The organism is Tenacibaculum sp. SSH1-16 (genome assembly GCF_040104435.1).
Taxonomy (GTDB): Bacteria; Bacteroidota; Bacteroidia; order Flavobacteriales; family Flavobacteriaceae; genus Polaribacter; species Polaribacter mesophilus.
Map to the genome: position 1 here is coordinate 58,994 of NZ_JBECOV010000007.1, position 15,880 is coordinate 74,873.

General features: G+C 30.5%; 14 protein-coding genes. 12 read left to right on the plus strand and 2 right to left on the minus strand.

Features of this window, described 5'->3' with window-relative positions:
- Nucleotides 1-14: 14 nt before the first annotated feature.
- The 5 genes from ABMY20_RS10320 to ABMY20_RS10340 are packed head-to-tail and all read left to right on the plus strand — an operon-like array spanning nucleotide 15 to nucleotide 6,223.
- Complete coding sequence (locus ABMY20_RS10320) at nucleotides 15-1,232, plus strand: DUF4374 domain-containing protein (protein ID WP_349265227.1); 1,218 nt, start codon at nucleotides 15-17, stop codon at nucleotides 1,230-1,232.
- Between the two features lie 8 nt (nucleotides 1,233-1,240).
- Entirely contained in the window at nucleotides 1,241-1,942 is a 702-nt protein-coding gene (locus ABMY20_RS10325; RefSeq protein ID WP_349265228.1) for an ABC transporter ATP-binding protein, read from the plus strand.
- 43 nt (nucleotides 1,943-1,985) lie between these two features.
- Nucleotides 1,986-3,416: a DUF3526 domain-containing protein gene (locus ABMY20_RS10330; RefSeq protein WP_349265229.1), complete on the plus strand. Its 1,431-nt coding sequence runs from the start codon at nucleotides 1,986-1,988 to the stop codon at nucleotides 3,414-3,416.
- Nucleotides 3,413-4,834, plus strand: a complete 1,422-nt coding sequence (locus ABMY20_RS10335; protein WP_349265230.1) for a DUF3526 domain-containing protein — start codon at nucleotides 3,413-3,415, stop codon at nucleotides 4,832-4,834. The genes ABMY20_RS10330 and ABMY20_RS10335 overlap by 4 nt, the downstream gene beginning before the upstream one ends.
- A 15-nt stretch (nucleotides 4,835-4,849) precedes the next feature.
- Complete coding sequence (locus ABMY20_RS10340) at nucleotides 4,850-6,223, plus strand: MATE family efflux transporter (RefSeq protein ID WP_349265231.1); 1,374 nt, start codon at nucleotides 4,850-4,852, stop codon at nucleotides 6,221-6,223.
- Between the two features lie 19 nt (nucleotides 6,224-6,242).
- Here ABMY20_RS10340 and ABMY20_RS10345 read toward each other — a convergent pair whose 3' ends face one another.
- On the minus strand, nucleotides 6,243-6,851 hold the full coding sequence (locus ABMY20_RS10345; protein ID WP_349265232.1) for a methyltransferase domain-containing protein: 609 nt from the start codon (nucleotides 6,849-6,851) through the stop codon (nucleotides 6,243-6,245).
- A gap of 207 nt (nucleotides 6,852-7,058) precedes the next feature.
- On the opposite strand from ABMY20_RS10345, the gene ABMY20_RS10350 reads away from it, so the two are divergent.
- Both ABMY20_RS10350 and ABMY20_RS10355 read left to right on the plus strand, forming a co-directional pair.
- Entirely contained in the window at nucleotides 7,059-7,370 is a 312-nt protein-coding gene (locus ABMY20_RS10350) for a hypothetical protein (protein WP_349265233.1), read from the plus strand.
- Nucleotides 7,371-7,745: 375 nt separating this feature from the next.
- Entirely contained in the window at nucleotides 7,746-10,112 is a 2,367-nt protein-coding gene (locus ABMY20_RS10355) for an outer membrane beta-barrel protein (RefSeq protein WP_349265234.1), read from the plus strand.
- Between the two features lie 140 nt (nucleotides 10,113-10,252).
- Here ABMY20_RS10355 and ABMY20_RS10360 read toward each other — a convergent pair whose 3' ends face one another.
- On the minus strand, nucleotides 10,253-10,969 hold the full coding sequence (locus ABMY20_RS10360) for an RDD family protein (RefSeq protein WP_349265235.1): 717 nt from the start codon (nucleotides 10,967-10,969) through the stop codon (nucleotides 10,253-10,255).
- 119 nt (nucleotides 10,970-11,088) lie between these two features.
- Here ABMY20_RS10360 and ABMY20_RS10365 point away from each other — a divergent pair, with 119 nt between their 5' ends.
- From ABMY20_RS10365 to ABMY20_RS10385, 5 genes are all read left to right on the plus strand, one after another.
- Nucleotides 11,089-12,054 (plus strand): stage II sporulation protein M, encoded by a 966-nt coding sequence (locus ABMY20_RS10365; protein WP_047789477.1) that lies wholly within the window; start codon nucleotides 11,089-11,091, stop codon nucleotides 12,052-12,054.
- On the plus strand, nucleotides 12,047-12,898 hold the full coding sequence (locus ABMY20_RS10370; RefSeq protein ID WP_047789478.1) for a hypothetical protein: 852 nt from the start codon (nucleotides 12,047-12,049) through the stop codon (nucleotides 12,896-12,898). The genes ABMY20_RS10365 and ABMY20_RS10370 overlap by 8 nt, the downstream gene beginning before the upstream one ends.
- A 79-nt stretch (nucleotides 12,899-12,977) precedes the next feature.
- A complete protein-coding gene (locus ABMY20_RS10375; RefSeq protein ID WP_349265236.1) occupies nucleotides 12,978-13,637 on the plus strand; it encodes a DUF4129 domain-containing protein in 660 nt (219 codons plus the stop codon).
- 1 nt (nucleotide 13,638) lies between these two features.
- Nucleotides 13,639-14,874, plus strand: coding sequence for a DUF4350 domain-containing protein (locus tag ABMY20_RS10380; RefSeq protein ID WP_349265237.1), 1,236 nt, complete (start codon nucleotides 13,639-13,641; stop codon nucleotides 14,872-14,874).
- Between the two features lies 1 nt (nucleotide 14,875).
- Nucleotides 14,876-15,880: a MoxR family ATPase gene (locus ABMY20_RS10385; RefSeq protein WP_253680378.1), complete on the plus strand. Its 1,005-nt coding sequence runs from the start codon at nucleotides 14,876-14,878 to the stop codon at nucleotides 15,878-15,880.

Genomic DNA, 15,880 nt, shown 5'->3' on the forward strand with positions numbered 1-15,880 from the left:
ATCAATAAATAAAAATGAAAACACAATTCTTAAAAAAAATAAGTTTAGTATCACTTTACACATTTGTATTAGTTTTTACATTCATAGGGTGTAGTAGTGATGATAATTCACCAGTTGGAACCGATCCAGTAATTATTAATTTTGGGATTACAACAGTAAGTGGAGCATTTCCTAATGAGACCTCTTATATTCAAGGAAAATCAAGTTTAGAATTTTCAACGATAGGAAATGACAAGGCTTTAGAATTAACAGGAAATACAAGAACCGTTTCTTATAATAAAGAGTTGTATGCATTGCCTTTTGGCGCACCTGCAACCCTTGCAAAATATTCATTTAATGAAGAAGGAAATGCAGTCGAAGATCAACGTATTGTTGTTCCTGGGGCAAATACTTTTTCTGCCCTTTATTTTGAAAGTAAGGAGGTAGCGTATGCTTCAGTAGCAGGGGGGATTTCAAAGCTTATTATTTTCAATCCAACTACGATGCGTATTACAGACGAAGTAGCTTTAACATTAATTAAAGAAGAATTTCCTGAAGCTACACGTACGTATTATACAGATATGATTGAGCGTGACGGAAAGTTGTTTATGGGAGTACATTATGAGAAAAATTTTGCTCCAGTAAACGATTGGGCGTATGTAGCGGTAATTGATTTAAAAGAGAAAAAGGTAGAAAAAATAATTTCGGATAAAAGAACAGGAATGGTGTTTGGCGGACATGCAGCAAATGCAGGAATGGTTAAAACTACTAATGGAGATATTTATGTACAAGGTTTAGGAACTACAATGAGTAGTGGAAGTAGCCCTAGTGGTTTATTAAAAATACCTAATGGAGAAACTTCTTTTGACCCAGATTATTTTATGAATATGCAAGAAGCAACAGGAAATGTATGTTATGGAATTTATCATGCACCTAATGGAAGAAGCTTTACAGCAAGAGTAGAGGAGGTAAGTGATTTTTATGAGTATCAAACTGGGCAACCTCAATTCAAATATTTTGAGATTGATGTTCAAAAAAAATCGAGTTTAGGGGCTGTACCAGGGCTACCTACTACTTATGGATCTCGTAGTATGATTATTCTTCCTTATAAGGATCAAAAATTATTATTTACAACAGCAACGAATGATGAAAATGCTGTGTTTAGTTTTGACACCAGTTCAAACACATCTAGCAAAATGTTTACGTCTACAGGTGGTTACATATCTGGTCTTGAAGATTTTAATAACGAATAGAATACACCATGTTAAAAGCACAAGACCTCACAAAAAAATATGGTGATTTTACCGCCTTGAATAGTTTAAATTTAAATATTAAAGCAGGAGATATTTTTTGCTTGCTCGGTGCTAACGGTGCGGGAAAATCAACAACTATTAATTTGTTTTTAAATTTTATTGAGCCTACATCTGGTAGTGCTTTTGTTAATGATTTAGATGTAACAAAGAACCCACAAGAAACAAAAAAATGGTTGTCTTATATTCCTGAGAATCTCCAGTTGTATCAATATATGACAGGACTGGAGAATCTTCACTTTTTCTGTGGTCTACAAGGTGTGGATATAGAAAAAGAAGCATTAGAAAACTTATTAATACAATCAGGTTTACAAAAAGATTTTATTAAGAAAAGAGTTCGTAGTTACTCTAAAGGAATGAGACAAAAAGTAGGGATTGCTTTAGCGAGAGCTAAAGGAGCCAAGGTATTACTTTTAGATGAGCCTACCTCTGGATTAGACCCTAAAGCAAGTAATGAGTTTTCTGAGCTTCTACTTAACATGAAGCAACAAAAAGTTGCCACTTTAATGGCGACACACGATCTTTTTAGAGCTAAAGATACAGGAACTCATATTGGTATTATGAAAGAAGGGGTTTTGGTTGAAAAAATGGAATCAAATCAAGTTTCTTTTCATGATTTAGAACAAAAGTACTTAAAACATATGCACGAATAGTGTGTAATAAGTCATTACGTCTAAAAAATAAAAATGTAAACAGATGATACATCAAGTATTTTTAATAGCTAAAAAAGAACTTACCAATATTGCAAGGCAAAATGCTTTAAAAATTTTGTTTCCTATTATTTTGTTTCTCTTAGGGTTTTCACTTTATGCTGGACATATAGCTTATAAGCAGGAAATGGGTATGGTGAAAAAGGCTCAAGAAGAAAGAAGAGCTGAGTGGTTAGAACAAGGAAATAAGCATCCGCATATTGCGGCTCATTATGGAACATATGTTTTTAAGCCTAAAACGCTTTTAAGTCTTTTTGATTTTGGATTGGATACTTATACAGGGACTTCCGTTTATTTAGAAGCACATTATGCACATGAGTTTATGTTTAGACCTGTACAAGGATATGGTAATATGGCTCGTTTTGGAGAGTTAAGTGCAGCTTTGGTTCTTCAGTTATTATTACCACTTCTTATTATATTTATCACTTTTCAAACTTTTAGTAAAGAAAAAGAGACAGGAACCTTGAAGCTATTAATAGGGCAAGGAGTTTCAATGAGATCCATTTATTTAGGTAAAGTTTTGGCTTATTCTTTAATAGTTCTACTCATATTAATATTGTTTTTTACAGGACTTTATATTGTGGGAATAATTGAAGGTAATAGTTTAGTAGTGCAAGATGTAGGTTTACGAGTTTTATTTCTCTTTTTTCTTTACGTTGGGTACTTATTTGTTTTTACAAACTTTTCTGTTTGGGTTTCTTTTAAGTCTTCAAATGCACGAAACTCTCTTCTAACTTTATTAATGTTTTGGATTACAACTGGTATTATTATTCCAAAAACTTCGGCTAATATAGGAGAGAGTTTATATCCTTTACCATCACTTAAAGCATATAAAGAAAAAATTAAAAGGGATATAGATAAGGGTTTGCCTATGGATGGCTCTAAAGAAGAGAGACTTGTTAAATTAAAGGAACAGTACTTAAAAAAATATGGAGTAGACTCTTTACATCAATTACCACTAAATTTTGAAGCAATACGAATGCAAGAGGGAGAAGAATATGCTTATAAAGTACAAAAAGTTCATGATTCTCTTCTTAACAGAAGGTTTGAATATCAAAATAGAATAGGAAGTATAATAGGGTTTGTTGCGCCTTACATTTCAGTAAGAAATTTTTCAATGGCTTTTGCAGCAACAGACGGGTACAGTTTTAATGATTTTCAAGAAAAAACAAAAGTATACCGCCTTAAACTAATGAGAAAAATGAATAATGATATGGCTGTAAATTCACGTTATGGCGAGTTTTATGAGTACAAAGCAGGAAGAAATTTATGGGAAACGGTTTCTGGACTGGAATATCGTACACCAAGTGTAATGAAAACCTTTAAAAATTACAGAATAGAATTAATGACATTAATTTTTTGGGTTTTAATAATGTTCTTACTAATACCTTCTTCTCACAAAAATAAATTGATATGAAATTAACTATATTATTATGGAGACGTGAAGGTATTTCAATCGTTAGAAATACGTTTCAAATAATTTTGCTTACCATCGTATTTTTATTGGGAATTTATGCTGTTTATTATGGGCACTCAAAAATAACGGAGCAGCGTAAAATAATTGAGAATGTTAAACATATTGAAAAGAAAGAATTTGAACAGTATAAAGAGAGTTTTTATGCCAATCATACTTCGTTAAAAGATAAACAGTTATTTGACATAGCTTCTAAGCCTGCCTATGCATGGTATCGACATGGATATCATGCAATTTTACCTCCTCATGGTTTAGCGCACATGTCTTTAGGGCAAAGAGATATAGAGCCTTATTATTATAAGTTAACGGGAATGAGCTTATATTATCAATTGTTTGAAAATGAACTAGCAAACCCGCTTAAACTCTATGTTGGAAATTTAGACCTATCGTTTGTTTTTGTTTATTTGTTTCCATTGCTTATCATAACTTTTACTTATGGATTATATGCAGAGGAGAAGGAAAATGGAATGTTACCCTTATTAAGGTTACAATCTATAGGACTAAGAAAAATTCTCTTAATTAGAATTGCTTTTTATTATGTTTTAGTTTTAGGGTTAGGAGTCCTTTTGTCTATAATAGCTTTTACGATTGCTGAAAAAGTAAGTGTTTTAAGCGCTTGTTTATGGTTATTAGCAGTCTTGTGTTATTTCAGCTTTTGGTTTGCCTTAATGTTTCTTTTAATAAGCTTGAAAAAGAATTCTTCATTAACAGCCATTACTGCTGCTGGTTTATGGTTACTTTTTTTAATAGTTTTCCCAGCAGTATTAAATGTATATGCAAATATTGTACATCCGATAGACAATACTTCATTAGCAGATATAACTAGAAGAAGAAGTCTTGAAAATGAAGAGAACATAGAAGAAGCTAAAGCTGTAGTTGTTGAGTATTTAGATTACCGAGATGATTTAAAAGGAGCAAAATCTTTAATAGATGTAAATACAATGGCCAAGGCTTATGCATCTTTTACTGCGCTTAATGATAATCATCACAGAGAAGAAGTACAGGAGTATTTTAAACAAATTGAGTTAAGACAAGAATGGGTTTCTAAATTTCGATGGGCAAATCCAGCAGTAAATGCTCAAGGAATGTTTAATGAAATAGTTGAAACGGATTCTGAAATTTTTCAATCCTTTTATCAATCAATTGAAGTTTTTCATAAAAATATTACCAATTTTTACTTCAACAAATTGTTTTTGGGCAAGCAAATAACAATAAGAGATTATGAAAGGTTGCCTAAGTTTAAGTTGAATGCTGATTATACTAAAGGTCAAAGAATAGGAAAAAGTTTACTAGAAGTAATGCTTATAACCTTTATAATTTTTGGAGTATCACTAGTTTTTTTAAAAAAAATAACTTCTTAAAAGAGTGGTGCAAATATGAGTTCCAAAATAAAAAATAACACAAAACAAAAGCTTGATTTTATTAATGATAGCCTTTGGGGGCTTATGTTAAAACTATCTGTTCCCAGTATTTTGGGTATGATGGTTATATCTATAAACGGGCTTGTAGATATATTTTATACAAGCTATTTTATAGGAATAAAAGCTTTTACAGGAATTTCAATGTTGTTTCCTTTAATGCTAGTTGTTACAAGTATTACTGTTTTTATAGCTGCAGGCTCTGCATCTGTTCTTAGTAGAGCTATAGGCGCCAAACAAATTGAAGTTCAAAAGAAAATAATTCCAAACATGATAGCCTTATCTCTCATAGGGGCAGCTTTAGTAACTGTTTTTGGAATTATTTTTTCTCATGAAATAGTTTCAGTAATAGGAATTACAGGAGAATTATTTACGTATGCTTTAGAATATTTTAAAGTATACGTTTTGGGAGCATTATTCAGTATTTATGGTCTGTCAGCTAATAGCTTAATACGGGCAGAAGGAAGCATAAAAGTAGCAATGCAATTCACAATAGCTTCAGTAATTTTAAATATTTTACTAACTCCCATCTTTATTGGCGTTTTACAGATGGGAGTAGCAGGTGCTGCATGGAGTAGTATTATAGCAATGTTTATTTATAGTTTGTTAACATCTTTATACTTTATCCGTGGAAAAGCAACATTTAAAACAGGGGCTTTTGGAATAAGATTGGAGTATAAAATACTTAAAAATGTTTTAAGCATTGGTTTTTCAGCATTTACAATGCAACTATCTAATTTGTTTAGACAATTTTTACTTTTCAGGTTAGTGGTTTTCTATGGAACAGTAGAAGCTATGGCATTTTTTAATGCTGTTTTTAGGTTATTTACTTTTTTAGCTATCCCGCTTTTAGGACTTTACCAGTCTATGCAGCCGATTATAGGAATTAATTACGGAGCTAACAAGCCGTCTAGATGTTTAAAAGGGGTAAAAATATACAGGCTAACAGGGGTTGTTCTTGGTGCAGGACTATTAATTCCAATACTGATTTTTCCTGAGGCAATGGTTAATGTTATATTACCTAATGTAAAACTTAATGATACAGAAATTTTTAATGTACGAATGTTGCTAAGTATTTTATTAGTTATTCCAATATCTTCTAGTAGCATAGTTCTTTTTCAAGCTATAGGAGAAGCAAAATTAGCAACGATGTTACCTATTGGAAGACAATTATTATTGTTTGTTCCGGTAGTATTACTTTTAACTAAATACTTTGGAATAGAGGGGATATATTACAGTTTAGCTTTAGAGAATATATTATACGCTTTGGTTTTATATATTGTATCTAGAAAAACACTTAAGCAAATATCTAAGGGAATAATACAGGAGTAAGCATAAATGTGGTAGCTAATTATTTTTGAGGGTGTTTCTTTTTTGCCACAATATGAAAAACATGCCAAAATTTTTCTTTTCCAGATAATGTTTTTCCTTTTTTAGAGATTTCATTAAAATAAAGAATCTCAAACTTATCAAATAAGTTTTTTACATCTTGTATATTGTGAAAAGTCATATCAGAGTTAGAGCTCCAGGAATCTTGTGGTCCAAAAAAATGTCCGCAAAAAATTCCTCCAGGAGATATACATTTAATGATATTCGACCATAGATTGTCAAATTGATTAGGATGACAAAAAGGAAGTGAAAAAGAAGCATTAACCAAATAAGCTAAAGGAAACTCTTTTATATTCTCAAAAGAAACGTTATTAAATTTTAATAATTTTGAATGTTCAGGAGCTAAGTTTTGTTGCAGGTAAAGTAATGAGTTAGGGTTACTGTCTATGGCAACTACAGAAAAACCATTTTCTAGTAAAGCAAATGTATCTACCCCATTACCACAACCCAAGTCTACAGCTGTTTTTTCTGTTATATTATCTTGGGTGGCTATAAAATCTAAAGCTTTACGAAGTGTATAAGCTGGGGGATGTTTTTCTTTTTTAATTTTATTATAATGCTCTTTCCACATTCATTATATTTTTTCTGAAATAAACAAATATAACGAAGTATTACACTGTTTAAATTAAAAAATAAAACATTCTATTATATTTTAACTTTTATACAAGTAAAAGGCTTATTCATATGTTTTTAACTAGAAGAAGTTATATGTTTTTTTTAGCGAAAGCAAGTGTGAAATTAACATTTTTTCAAGTTAATTTTAGTAAGTTTACAAGTAATGAAAAAAGGATGGTTAAAGAATAGCGTAACCTATTTATTCCTTGTGCTTTTTCTATCAGTGAAAATGACAGGAATTCATGTATTGATGCATACGGATGATATGGATCATGCAGTACATTGTACTATGTGTGACCATAGTATAACACATGATTTAACTCCTGCACTTACTCCTAATTTTCAAAATTTAATTATTGATAGGTTTGAAATTATAGTTCAAAAATCAATTATTAAAAATTACAAGTTTATTGCTACAAGTAACTTTGCTTTGTATCAGTTTATCTCCAGACCTCCTCCTCCTTTCTTATTATAATTTTTTAGAGAAAAACAAAGCAAAATATCATCGTGGTTTTTTATAAGTTATTCTAGTTTCTTTTAATGATAGCGTAATCAAAAGTTAAAAACTTTGGATTAATAAAATGTATCTAAATATTTAGAGCATAAAGCTCTGTGTAAAGAAAAAACATTTCCACATTCAATTTTTTGAAAATAATTGCAACTTTTTTAAAAGGAGTTGAAGAACATTTTATGCAACTAATTGTAATGAAAACTTCTAGAACTTAAAAAAACAAAAAATAAGTCATTCTTAAGTAATACTTAATATTTAGGGATTTGTGTAAAAACAGAAATTAAATATGCTGAATGATTATAGATAGTAAATCTATCTAACCAAAAAATAAATTAAATAATGAAAAATTATATCAAAATACTTGTACGTTACTTTTTAATTCTTTCTCCATGGTTTGTTTTTTCACAGGAGGTTGAAGTAAAAGGAATTGTTAGTGATGCCACAAATCAAGTGTTACCAGGTACAACCGTTTTTATAAAAGGAAGTAATAAAGGAACAGTAACCAATTTAGATGGGAAATATTCAATAAAAACAACTAAAGGAGCTGTTTTGGTATTTTCTTTTGTAGGAATGATTACGAGAGAAAAAAAGGTAACTGATGAAGAAAAGATAAATATAACCTTAAAAGAAGATGCTAATGCATTAGAGGAAGTAGTGGTTAATTTTAAAAAACCACTTATTGAGGCTGGTAAAGGAAAATTAACATTTAACCTAAAAAAATCTACTCTTACAACAGGACAATCAGCTCTTGATATGTTAAAAAAATTACCAGGGATAAATGTAGGACAAAACGATGCCATCTTATTTAGAGGGGCGTCTGGGGTAAATATTATGATAGATGGTAAAATGACTTATTTGTCTGGAGGACAATTGTCAAATTTATTAAAAGGAATGAGTGCTGAAGACCTTAAAAAGATAGAATTGATAACATCACCAACAGCCGAGTTTGATGCAGCAGGTAATACAGGGATAATTAATATTGTTCTCGAAAAAAAACTCAAAAAAGGGTATGCAGTCAATTTACGAACTACCATTTCAAAAGGAAAATACTGGATGACAAATGAAAATATTTCAGCAAGTTTACGTACAAAAAAAGTGAATTTATATGGTTCTTTTGATTATAATACACCTCATAGATTTACCAAAAACAAGAGTGGAAATACCATCAATGAAAACGGAGAATCTCTGTGGCTTAGTCGAAAAAACGAAAGTAATTATAAAATAAAATATTATACTTGGCGATTTGGAGCAGAATGGCAATTTTTACCTAAACATAGTTTAAGCATTAATTATCATGGCTACTTTGATGACTTTAAAAAACAAAATTATTCAGAAGTTAATAAATTCAATAATTTTAAAGAACTACAATCCTATACATTAACCGATAATAAAATAATTGAACCTTATCATTACGATGCAGGGAGTGTGCATTATGTGTTTGTTATAGATTCTCTTGGAAAAAAATTAACAGCAGATGCTAATTATACATCCTATAGAAATTATTCAGATGGAATACTGATAACAGACAATTATGATGCAAATCAAAATAAATTAGATACTAACGTACTCAAGTCACACCAACCAGGAAGTGTAGATATTTTTTCAGCACAAATTGATGCTAATTTGCCTTTTAAGAAGTATGCTATTAAAACAGGGGTTAAATATGCTAAGGTAAAAAATGATAATCAATACGAATTTGAATCGTTAGAAGAAGATACTTATGTAAAAGTACCAGCATTAAGTAATCATTATAAATATAATGAACAGATTGCAGCAGCATATATAACAGGATCAAAAGAAATAAATAAAACAACAATAGATGCTGGACTTCGTGTAGAATATACCAGAGCAGAAGGATATACAGTAAAAGAAAATGAAACAAATCAATGGCAATACACTAAGCTGTTTCCCTCTTTTTCAATTGGACAAATTTTAGATAAAGACAATAAAATTGACTTTTCGTTAAACAGACGTATTAATCGTCCATCTTACACCGACTTAAATCCAGTACGATGGTATAGAGATCAGTATTTCTATTATTCAGGAAACCCTAATTTAACACCTGAATTAGCTTGGGTATATTCGTTTACATATAGCTTAAAAAATAAATATGTTTTTTCTGCAACGTATAACCAAAGTGATAACTTTATAAATCGAAGGCTTTTAGTAGATGACAACGGTACTACTATAAAAAGTCAAAGTGATAATTTTGGTAATAGAGAACGTTTTGATTTTACAGTATCTACCCCATTTAAATTATATTCGTTTTGGAATTTGCTTTTCTTTTCAGATATAAGTTATACTACGTATCCTATTTCACAAGTTTCGGGAGAAAAACAACTATCAAAGTGGGCTACAACATTTACATTACAACAAGATATTTCCTTGCCAAAAGATTATAAAATGAATCTTTCAGCACATTGGTTTTCATCGGAGTTGCTTGGTTTGTACAGTACAAAAGCAACAGGTTATGTAGATTTTGGAATAAAAAAAACATTCCTAAATAAAAAATTAGTGGCGCAATTGACTATAAGTGATATATTTAACACCAATCATTATGAAGCCTATTCTCAAAGTGATATTATAGATTATTACTATAATAATAAACCAGATTCAAGAAGGTTTGGGGTGACCTTACTTTATCACTTAGGAGGAAATTTAGTGAAAGAAAATAGAAAAAAAACAGAAGAACAAAAAAGGTTATGATTTTTTTCAAGAATTAAATTACGAGATAGAATTCCATAAAAAAACAAAGAATGACGTTCTAAAAGGCGGTATTCTTTGTTTTGATTAGATTGCTTTTACTTAAGTAAGTAATGTTTATTTAAACTTGTGTAAAATAAATATTACTGCCTCGCGTAGTAATGATAATCTTTAATTACGGTATTTATAAATTGAGCAGGTTTTTGCTCTGTGGTAATTCCTGTTAACTCAATAACTTTTGTATGTAGTTTTAAAATTACTTTATGATTTCTTTTCTTTATGGCATCTCTATATACTCTTGTGATAGTGTGAATATCATTATCACTCAATAGCGTTACCTGTGAATAGGTTGGTGTATAGTTATCAACTACATCGCTTGCAATAGTATCTTTTAACGTAATTCTTTTCTTTTCAGATATTACAGTAGTCCCTGCAGCAATATCTCCTAAACGTTGTCCTTTTCCGTTCAATAAAATGGTAAGTACAGCAACAGAACCACTAGCTAAAGTGAAATCAACAAAACGTAGTAACCATCTAATTAAATAACTTCCAAAAGTAGGCTTAGAACCATCTAATTTAACCACTCTTATTTGGTTAAAGTATTTGCCAGGAGTTTGCCCGTTCATTAAAACCTCAAAAAGTAAACTATAAAAGAATACAGGAAGTCCTAATAGAACAAAGAGACTCATATATTCCATACTCATAGGAATATCTAACATGCCTATTATAATAGCAATGATAATGTAATATCCAACAATAAATAACGCATCAATTAAATATGAACCTATACGAGTGGTAACATGAGCTACATTTTGACTGATAGCAATGTTTTGAGCTGTTTCTATTTGAAAATTATCCATTAATTAGTTTTTCACTTTTTTTTGTTGATATTTATGCAACTTTTTTTAGTTTAGCGAAGATAAAAATATTCTATGATTAGAGAAACTTCTCAACAAACATGCTTTAATTTTTTAAACTCATGAGAGAAGCTGCCTTTGTAAATAAAAATAAAGAAAAGTGGCAACTTTTTGAAGATGCGTTGTACAACAAAACAGTTATTTCACCAGATAAACTATCTGATTTATATGTGGAGTTAACTGACGATTTGAGTTATGCCAAAACGTTTTATCCCAACGGAAATACGGTAATATACTTAAACTCGATAGCATCTGCAGCACATCAAAAAATTTATAAAACTAAAAAAGAAAGCAAAAACAGGTTTGTTAGTTTTTTTAAAACGGAATTTCCTTTAATGTTTTATAGTCATCAAAAACAATTACTGATTGCGTTTTTAGTATTTGCTTTTTTTTCTATTTGTGGTGCTTTTTCAGCCGCAACCGATATTGATTTTGTCCGTTTGATTTTAGGAGATGGTTATGTAAACATGACTCTGGAGAATATTGAAAACGGAGATCCAATGGCTGTATATAAAAAAGCTAATGAAGTAGACATGTTTATTGGAATTACTGTAAATAATATAAAAGTAGCTATGTATGCCTTTGTGTTAGGAATGTTATTTTCGGTAGGGACCTTATACATTATGATGCAAAACGGAATAATGTTAGGTTCGTTCTTATATTTTTTTTACGATAAAGGGTTGTTTTGGGAATCGTCAAGAACCATTTGGATTCACGGAACCATAGAAATATCAGTAATTGTTATTGCAGGATGTGCCGGATTGGTATTAGGTAACGGATTACTATTTCCAAAAACCTATTCACGACTAGAATCATTTAAAAGAAGCATGAAAGATGGATTAAAAATAATGGTAAGTACCATTCCGTTTTTTATAGTTGCAGGGTTTTTAGAAGGTTTTGTAACCCGTCATACAGAAATGCCCGATTGGTTAGCAATTTTAATCATTACTACCTCATTAGCAATCATTATATTTTATTACGTCATATACCCAATTAAAGTTTATAAAAATCAACAAACCAATGCATAAAGAATACGTAGAGTTTAAAAAAGAAAGAGATTTAGGAAGTATTATTTCAGATGCTTTTAAGTTTATAAGATTAGAGGGGAAGCAGTTCTTTTTAACAATTTTAAAAATAGCGGCAATTCCTATTGTAATTACTGTTGTTACTTCTGTTTATATGACTTATTTATTATCTGAAATTCCAAATAACAACCCTTTTGATACATTGAGTTTTGGAGGGTCGGGTATAATAATGGGTATAGCCTATTTGGTAACAGTTGTTTATGTTAATTTAGCAGGGATGTATTATATCAAGTCCTATATAGACAATAAAGGAGTTGTAAAAAAAGAAGAAGTAATAGCTGGTACAAAAGCTAAGTTTTGGTCGTTTACAGGATTTGGGATTTTAGCTGGATTAATAATTTTTGCAAGTATCTTACTTTGTTTTCTACCTGTTATTTATACAGCGACAGTATTGTCTTTAGGAGCTTCAATTTTAGTGTTTGAAAATGAAGGAGCAACTGAAACTATTAGTAAAAGTTTTAATTTTATTTCTGGTTATTTTTGGGAGACGTTCGGAGTAATGTTTGTTGTAGGTCTTTTAGTAGGAGTTTTAGGTTATGTGTTCCAAATACCAGCGGTGATTTATCAACTTGCTAAGATGGGAATAAGTATGGGAAATGAAGACCCTACATCAATGTTTAATACATATAGAGATCCTATTTACTTATTGTTAAATGTGTTGGCAACTGTAGGAAAGTTTTTATTCTATTCGATAACACTTATTACAAATGTACTTTTGTACTTCGATATTAATGAAAGAAAAAATTTGACGGGGACTATTGAAAGAATTGATAGCATAGGACAGTAATCTTTTGAAGCAGTTTCTTTTTTACATAACGTTTTTTATTTGTTCAATCACTCTATTTTCACAGGAAGAAAAAAGAGAGGTGCAGTATGATGATACTATTATTGAACAAAAAAAGTTTGACACTCAAAAAATAGAGGAGTACAAACAAAAAGATGAATTTATATACATCGTAGAAAAAAGAGAACCTACTATTTTAGAAAAAATATGGGACTGGTTAAAACGAACCGTCATAAAAATTCTCTCTTATATTTTTGATGATATTACACCAGCAGTAGGATTTTTACGTGTTGTTTTAAAGGTTTTACCATACGTAATAGCAGGACTCGTACTTTTCTTCATTATTAAATTCTTTTTAAAAGTAAATGCACGCAATATTATTGATGGTAAAAAGGCTAAACCTATTGTGCACTTATCGGAAGAGGAAGAGTTAATTAAAGATAAAGATTTACCAAAGTTAATTCAGAAAGCAACTTCAGAAGGAAATTATCAACTAGCAGTACGTTATTATTATTTGTTGTTGTTAAAAAAACTGTCAGATAAAGAGTTTATTTCTTGGCAACAAGAAAAAACAAACGAAGATTATATAAAAGAGTTATCATCTAAAAAACAACTGTATACAGACTTTAAAGAGTTAACTTATTTGTACGATTATGTGTGGTATGGTGAGTTTTCTATAGATAAAGAAAAATTTACACAAGCGGAGAACAACTTTAAAAACACACTAGCTAAAATTTACTAATTTGGATAAAAAACTTAAAATATACATTGGTCTGTTGGTGCTTATAGTGCTCGGTATTTTTTATGTTGAATCTGTAAAGCCTAAAGAAATCAATTGGTATCCAAGTTATGCTGCAAAACATAAAATTCCATATGGTACATATGTATTGCATAAAGAAATGCCAAGTTTATTTCCAAAAAGTGAAGTAAAAGATATCTACCAAAATCCGTATGTGTACTTAAAAGACGATAAGAATAACGGAACCTATTTTTTTCTTGATAATAAAGTGAATTTTGACAAAGATGAGTTGAATGAGCTTTTAGAGTTTGCAGATAGAGGAAATGATGTGTTCATAGCAACCAATGGAATATATTTAGATACGTTGCAAACAAAGACAAGTTATTTAACAACTTCAGCGTTTGAGGAAAAAGCCTATCAAAAAATGAGTAACCCTATTTTTGGTGGAAAAGAGTATTATTTTGATAGAGATTTTTCAAAGCTGTATTTTTCTGAAGTTGATACGCTCAATACAACTATTTTAGGCGAGTTGGTAATACGAAATGAAAACGATTCCATCATCAGTAAAAAGCCGAATTTTATCAAAGTTAAACACGGAGAAGGTAATTTTTATTTGCATACGTTCCCGCAGGCATTTACGAATTATAACATGCTATTAGATAATAATTATGAGTACGTAGCGAATGTGTTATCATATCTAAATAACCCGGGTAATAAAGAAGCAGAGGTGGGTTCTAATAGTAACAATACCATTTTATGGGATACCTATTATAAGACAGGAAAAAGTAGAATAACCTCTCCCATGCATTATATTTTATCAACCCAATCGTTAAAATGGGCATATTATATAGGATTGATAGGGGTGTTGTTCTTTATTATTTTTAAAGGAAAGCGTAATCAGCGATTAATTCCTGTTATTACACCGTTAAAAAATCAAACACTGGCTTTTACACGTACTATAGCCAATATGTATTACGAAAAATCAGATCATAAAAATATAGCTGAACATAAAATCAACTATTTTTTAGAATATATCAGAATAAAATACCGATTATCAACTTTAAACATAGACGAACGTTTTTATAAAAACCTTGCTAATAGAAGTGGTAATTCAGAAGAAAAAGTAGTTGCTTTATTTAAAAAGATAGAGCAAATACAGTCAAAATCAAGTATAACCGAAGAAGATTTAATAGCCTTAAATAAAGCTATTGAAGCTTTTAAAGCATATAAAAAAGAATAGGATGGATACAGAAAACAATCCAATAGAAAATACGAATGAGTTATTTTCAAGCAGAATAGATTTGTCAAAGTTAAAAGAAGCGGTTGTAAAAATAAAAGAGCAACTAGGGAAAGTAATTGTAGGTCAAGAGGAGTTTATGGAGTTACTGTTGGTTTCTTTACTGGCTGACGGACACGTATTGATTGAAGGTGTTCCTGGAGTAGCCAAAACGGTAACAGCAAAATTGTTAGCAAAAACCATAGCTACTGATTTTAGCCGAATTCAGTTTACGCCTGATTTAATGCCTTCGGATGTATTAGGAACTTCGGTTTTAAACATGAAAACATCTGATTTCGAGTTTAAAAAAGGTCCGATTTTCTCTAACATTGTGTTGATTGATGAAATTAACAGAGCACCAGCTAAAACGCAAGCAGCATTGTTTGAGGTGATGGAGGAAAAGCAAATTACAATGGATGGTGAGCGTTATGAAATGACCCCACCTTTTATGGTATTAGCAACTCAAAACCCAATAGAACAGGAGGGAACCTATGCTTTACCAGAAGCGCAATTAGACCGTTTCTTATTTAAAATAAATGTTGGGTACCCGAATTTAGAGGAAGAAATACAGATAATCACTGCTCATAACGATCGCAAAGGAGCGTTACCGCAAACGAAAGTGGAAGCTGTGTTAACAGAAGCTGAGTTATTAGAATACAGAAGCAAGGTTTTTGAAGTATTGGTAGAGGAAAAAATAATTAAATACATAGCACAACTTATTTCCAATACACGTAACAATGCACATTTGTATTTAGGAGGTTCACCAAGAGCAAGTATTGCAGTATTAATGGCCTCTAAAGCATTTGCAGCAATCAATGGACGTGATTTTGTGATTCCTGAAGATGTAAAAAAGAGTATTTATCCAGTATTACGCCATAGAATTATGTTAACTCCTGAACGTGAAATGGAAGGGATGACAGCCGATAAGGTGATTGAAATGATTGTACAATCTGTAGAAGTTCCAAGATAG

Excerpts from the sequence above, each read along its gene's own strand:
- ABMY20_RS10320 (WP_349265227.1), top strand. The coding sequence starts at position 15 with ATGAAAACACAATTCTTAAAAAAAATAAGTTTAGTATCACTTTACACA.
- ABMY20_RS10325 (WP_349265228.1), top strand. The coding sequence starts at position 1,241 with ATGTTAAAAGCACAAGACCTCACAAAAAAATATGGTGATTTTACCGCC.
- ABMY20_RS10330 (WP_349265229.1), top strand. The coding sequence starts at position 1,986 with ATGATACATCAAGTATTTTTAATAGCTAAAAAAGAACTTACCAATATT.
- ABMY20_RS10335 (WP_349265230.1), top strand. The coding sequence starts at position 3,413 with ATGAAATTAACTATATTATTATGGAGACGTGAAGGTATTTCAATCGTT.
- ABMY20_RS10340 (WP_349265231.1), top strand. The coding sequence starts at position 4,850 with ATGAGTTCCAAAATAAAAAATAACACAAAACAAAAGCTTGATTTTATT.
- ABMY20_RS10345 (WP_349265232.1), bottom strand. The coding sequence starts at position 6,851 with ATGTGGAAAGAGCATTATAATAAAATTAAAAAAGAAAAACATCCCCCA.
- ABMY20_RS10350 (WP_349265233.1), top strand. The coding sequence starts at position 7,059 with ATGAAAAAAGGATGGTTAAAGAATAGCGTAACCTATTTATTCCTTGTG.
- ABMY20_RS10355 (WP_349265234.1), top strand. The coding sequence starts at position 7,746 with ATGAAAAATTATATCAAAATACTTGTACGTTACTTTTTAATTCTTTCT.
- ABMY20_RS10360 (WP_349265235.1), bottom strand. The coding sequence starts at position 10,969 with ATGGATAATTTTCAAATAGAAACAGCTCAAAACATTGCTATCAGTCAA.
- ABMY20_RS10365 (WP_047789477.1), top strand. The coding sequence starts at position 11,089 with ATGAGAGAAGCTGCCTTTGTAAATAAAAATAAAGAAAAGTGGCAACTT.
- ABMY20_RS10370 (WP_047789478.1), top strand. The coding sequence starts at position 12,047 with ATGCATAAAGAATACGTAGAGTTTAAAAAAGAAAGAGATTTAGGAAGT.
- ABMY20_RS10385 (WP_253680378.1), top strand. The coding sequence starts at position 14,876 with ATGGATACAGAAAACAATCCAATAGAAAATACGAATGAGTTATTTTCA.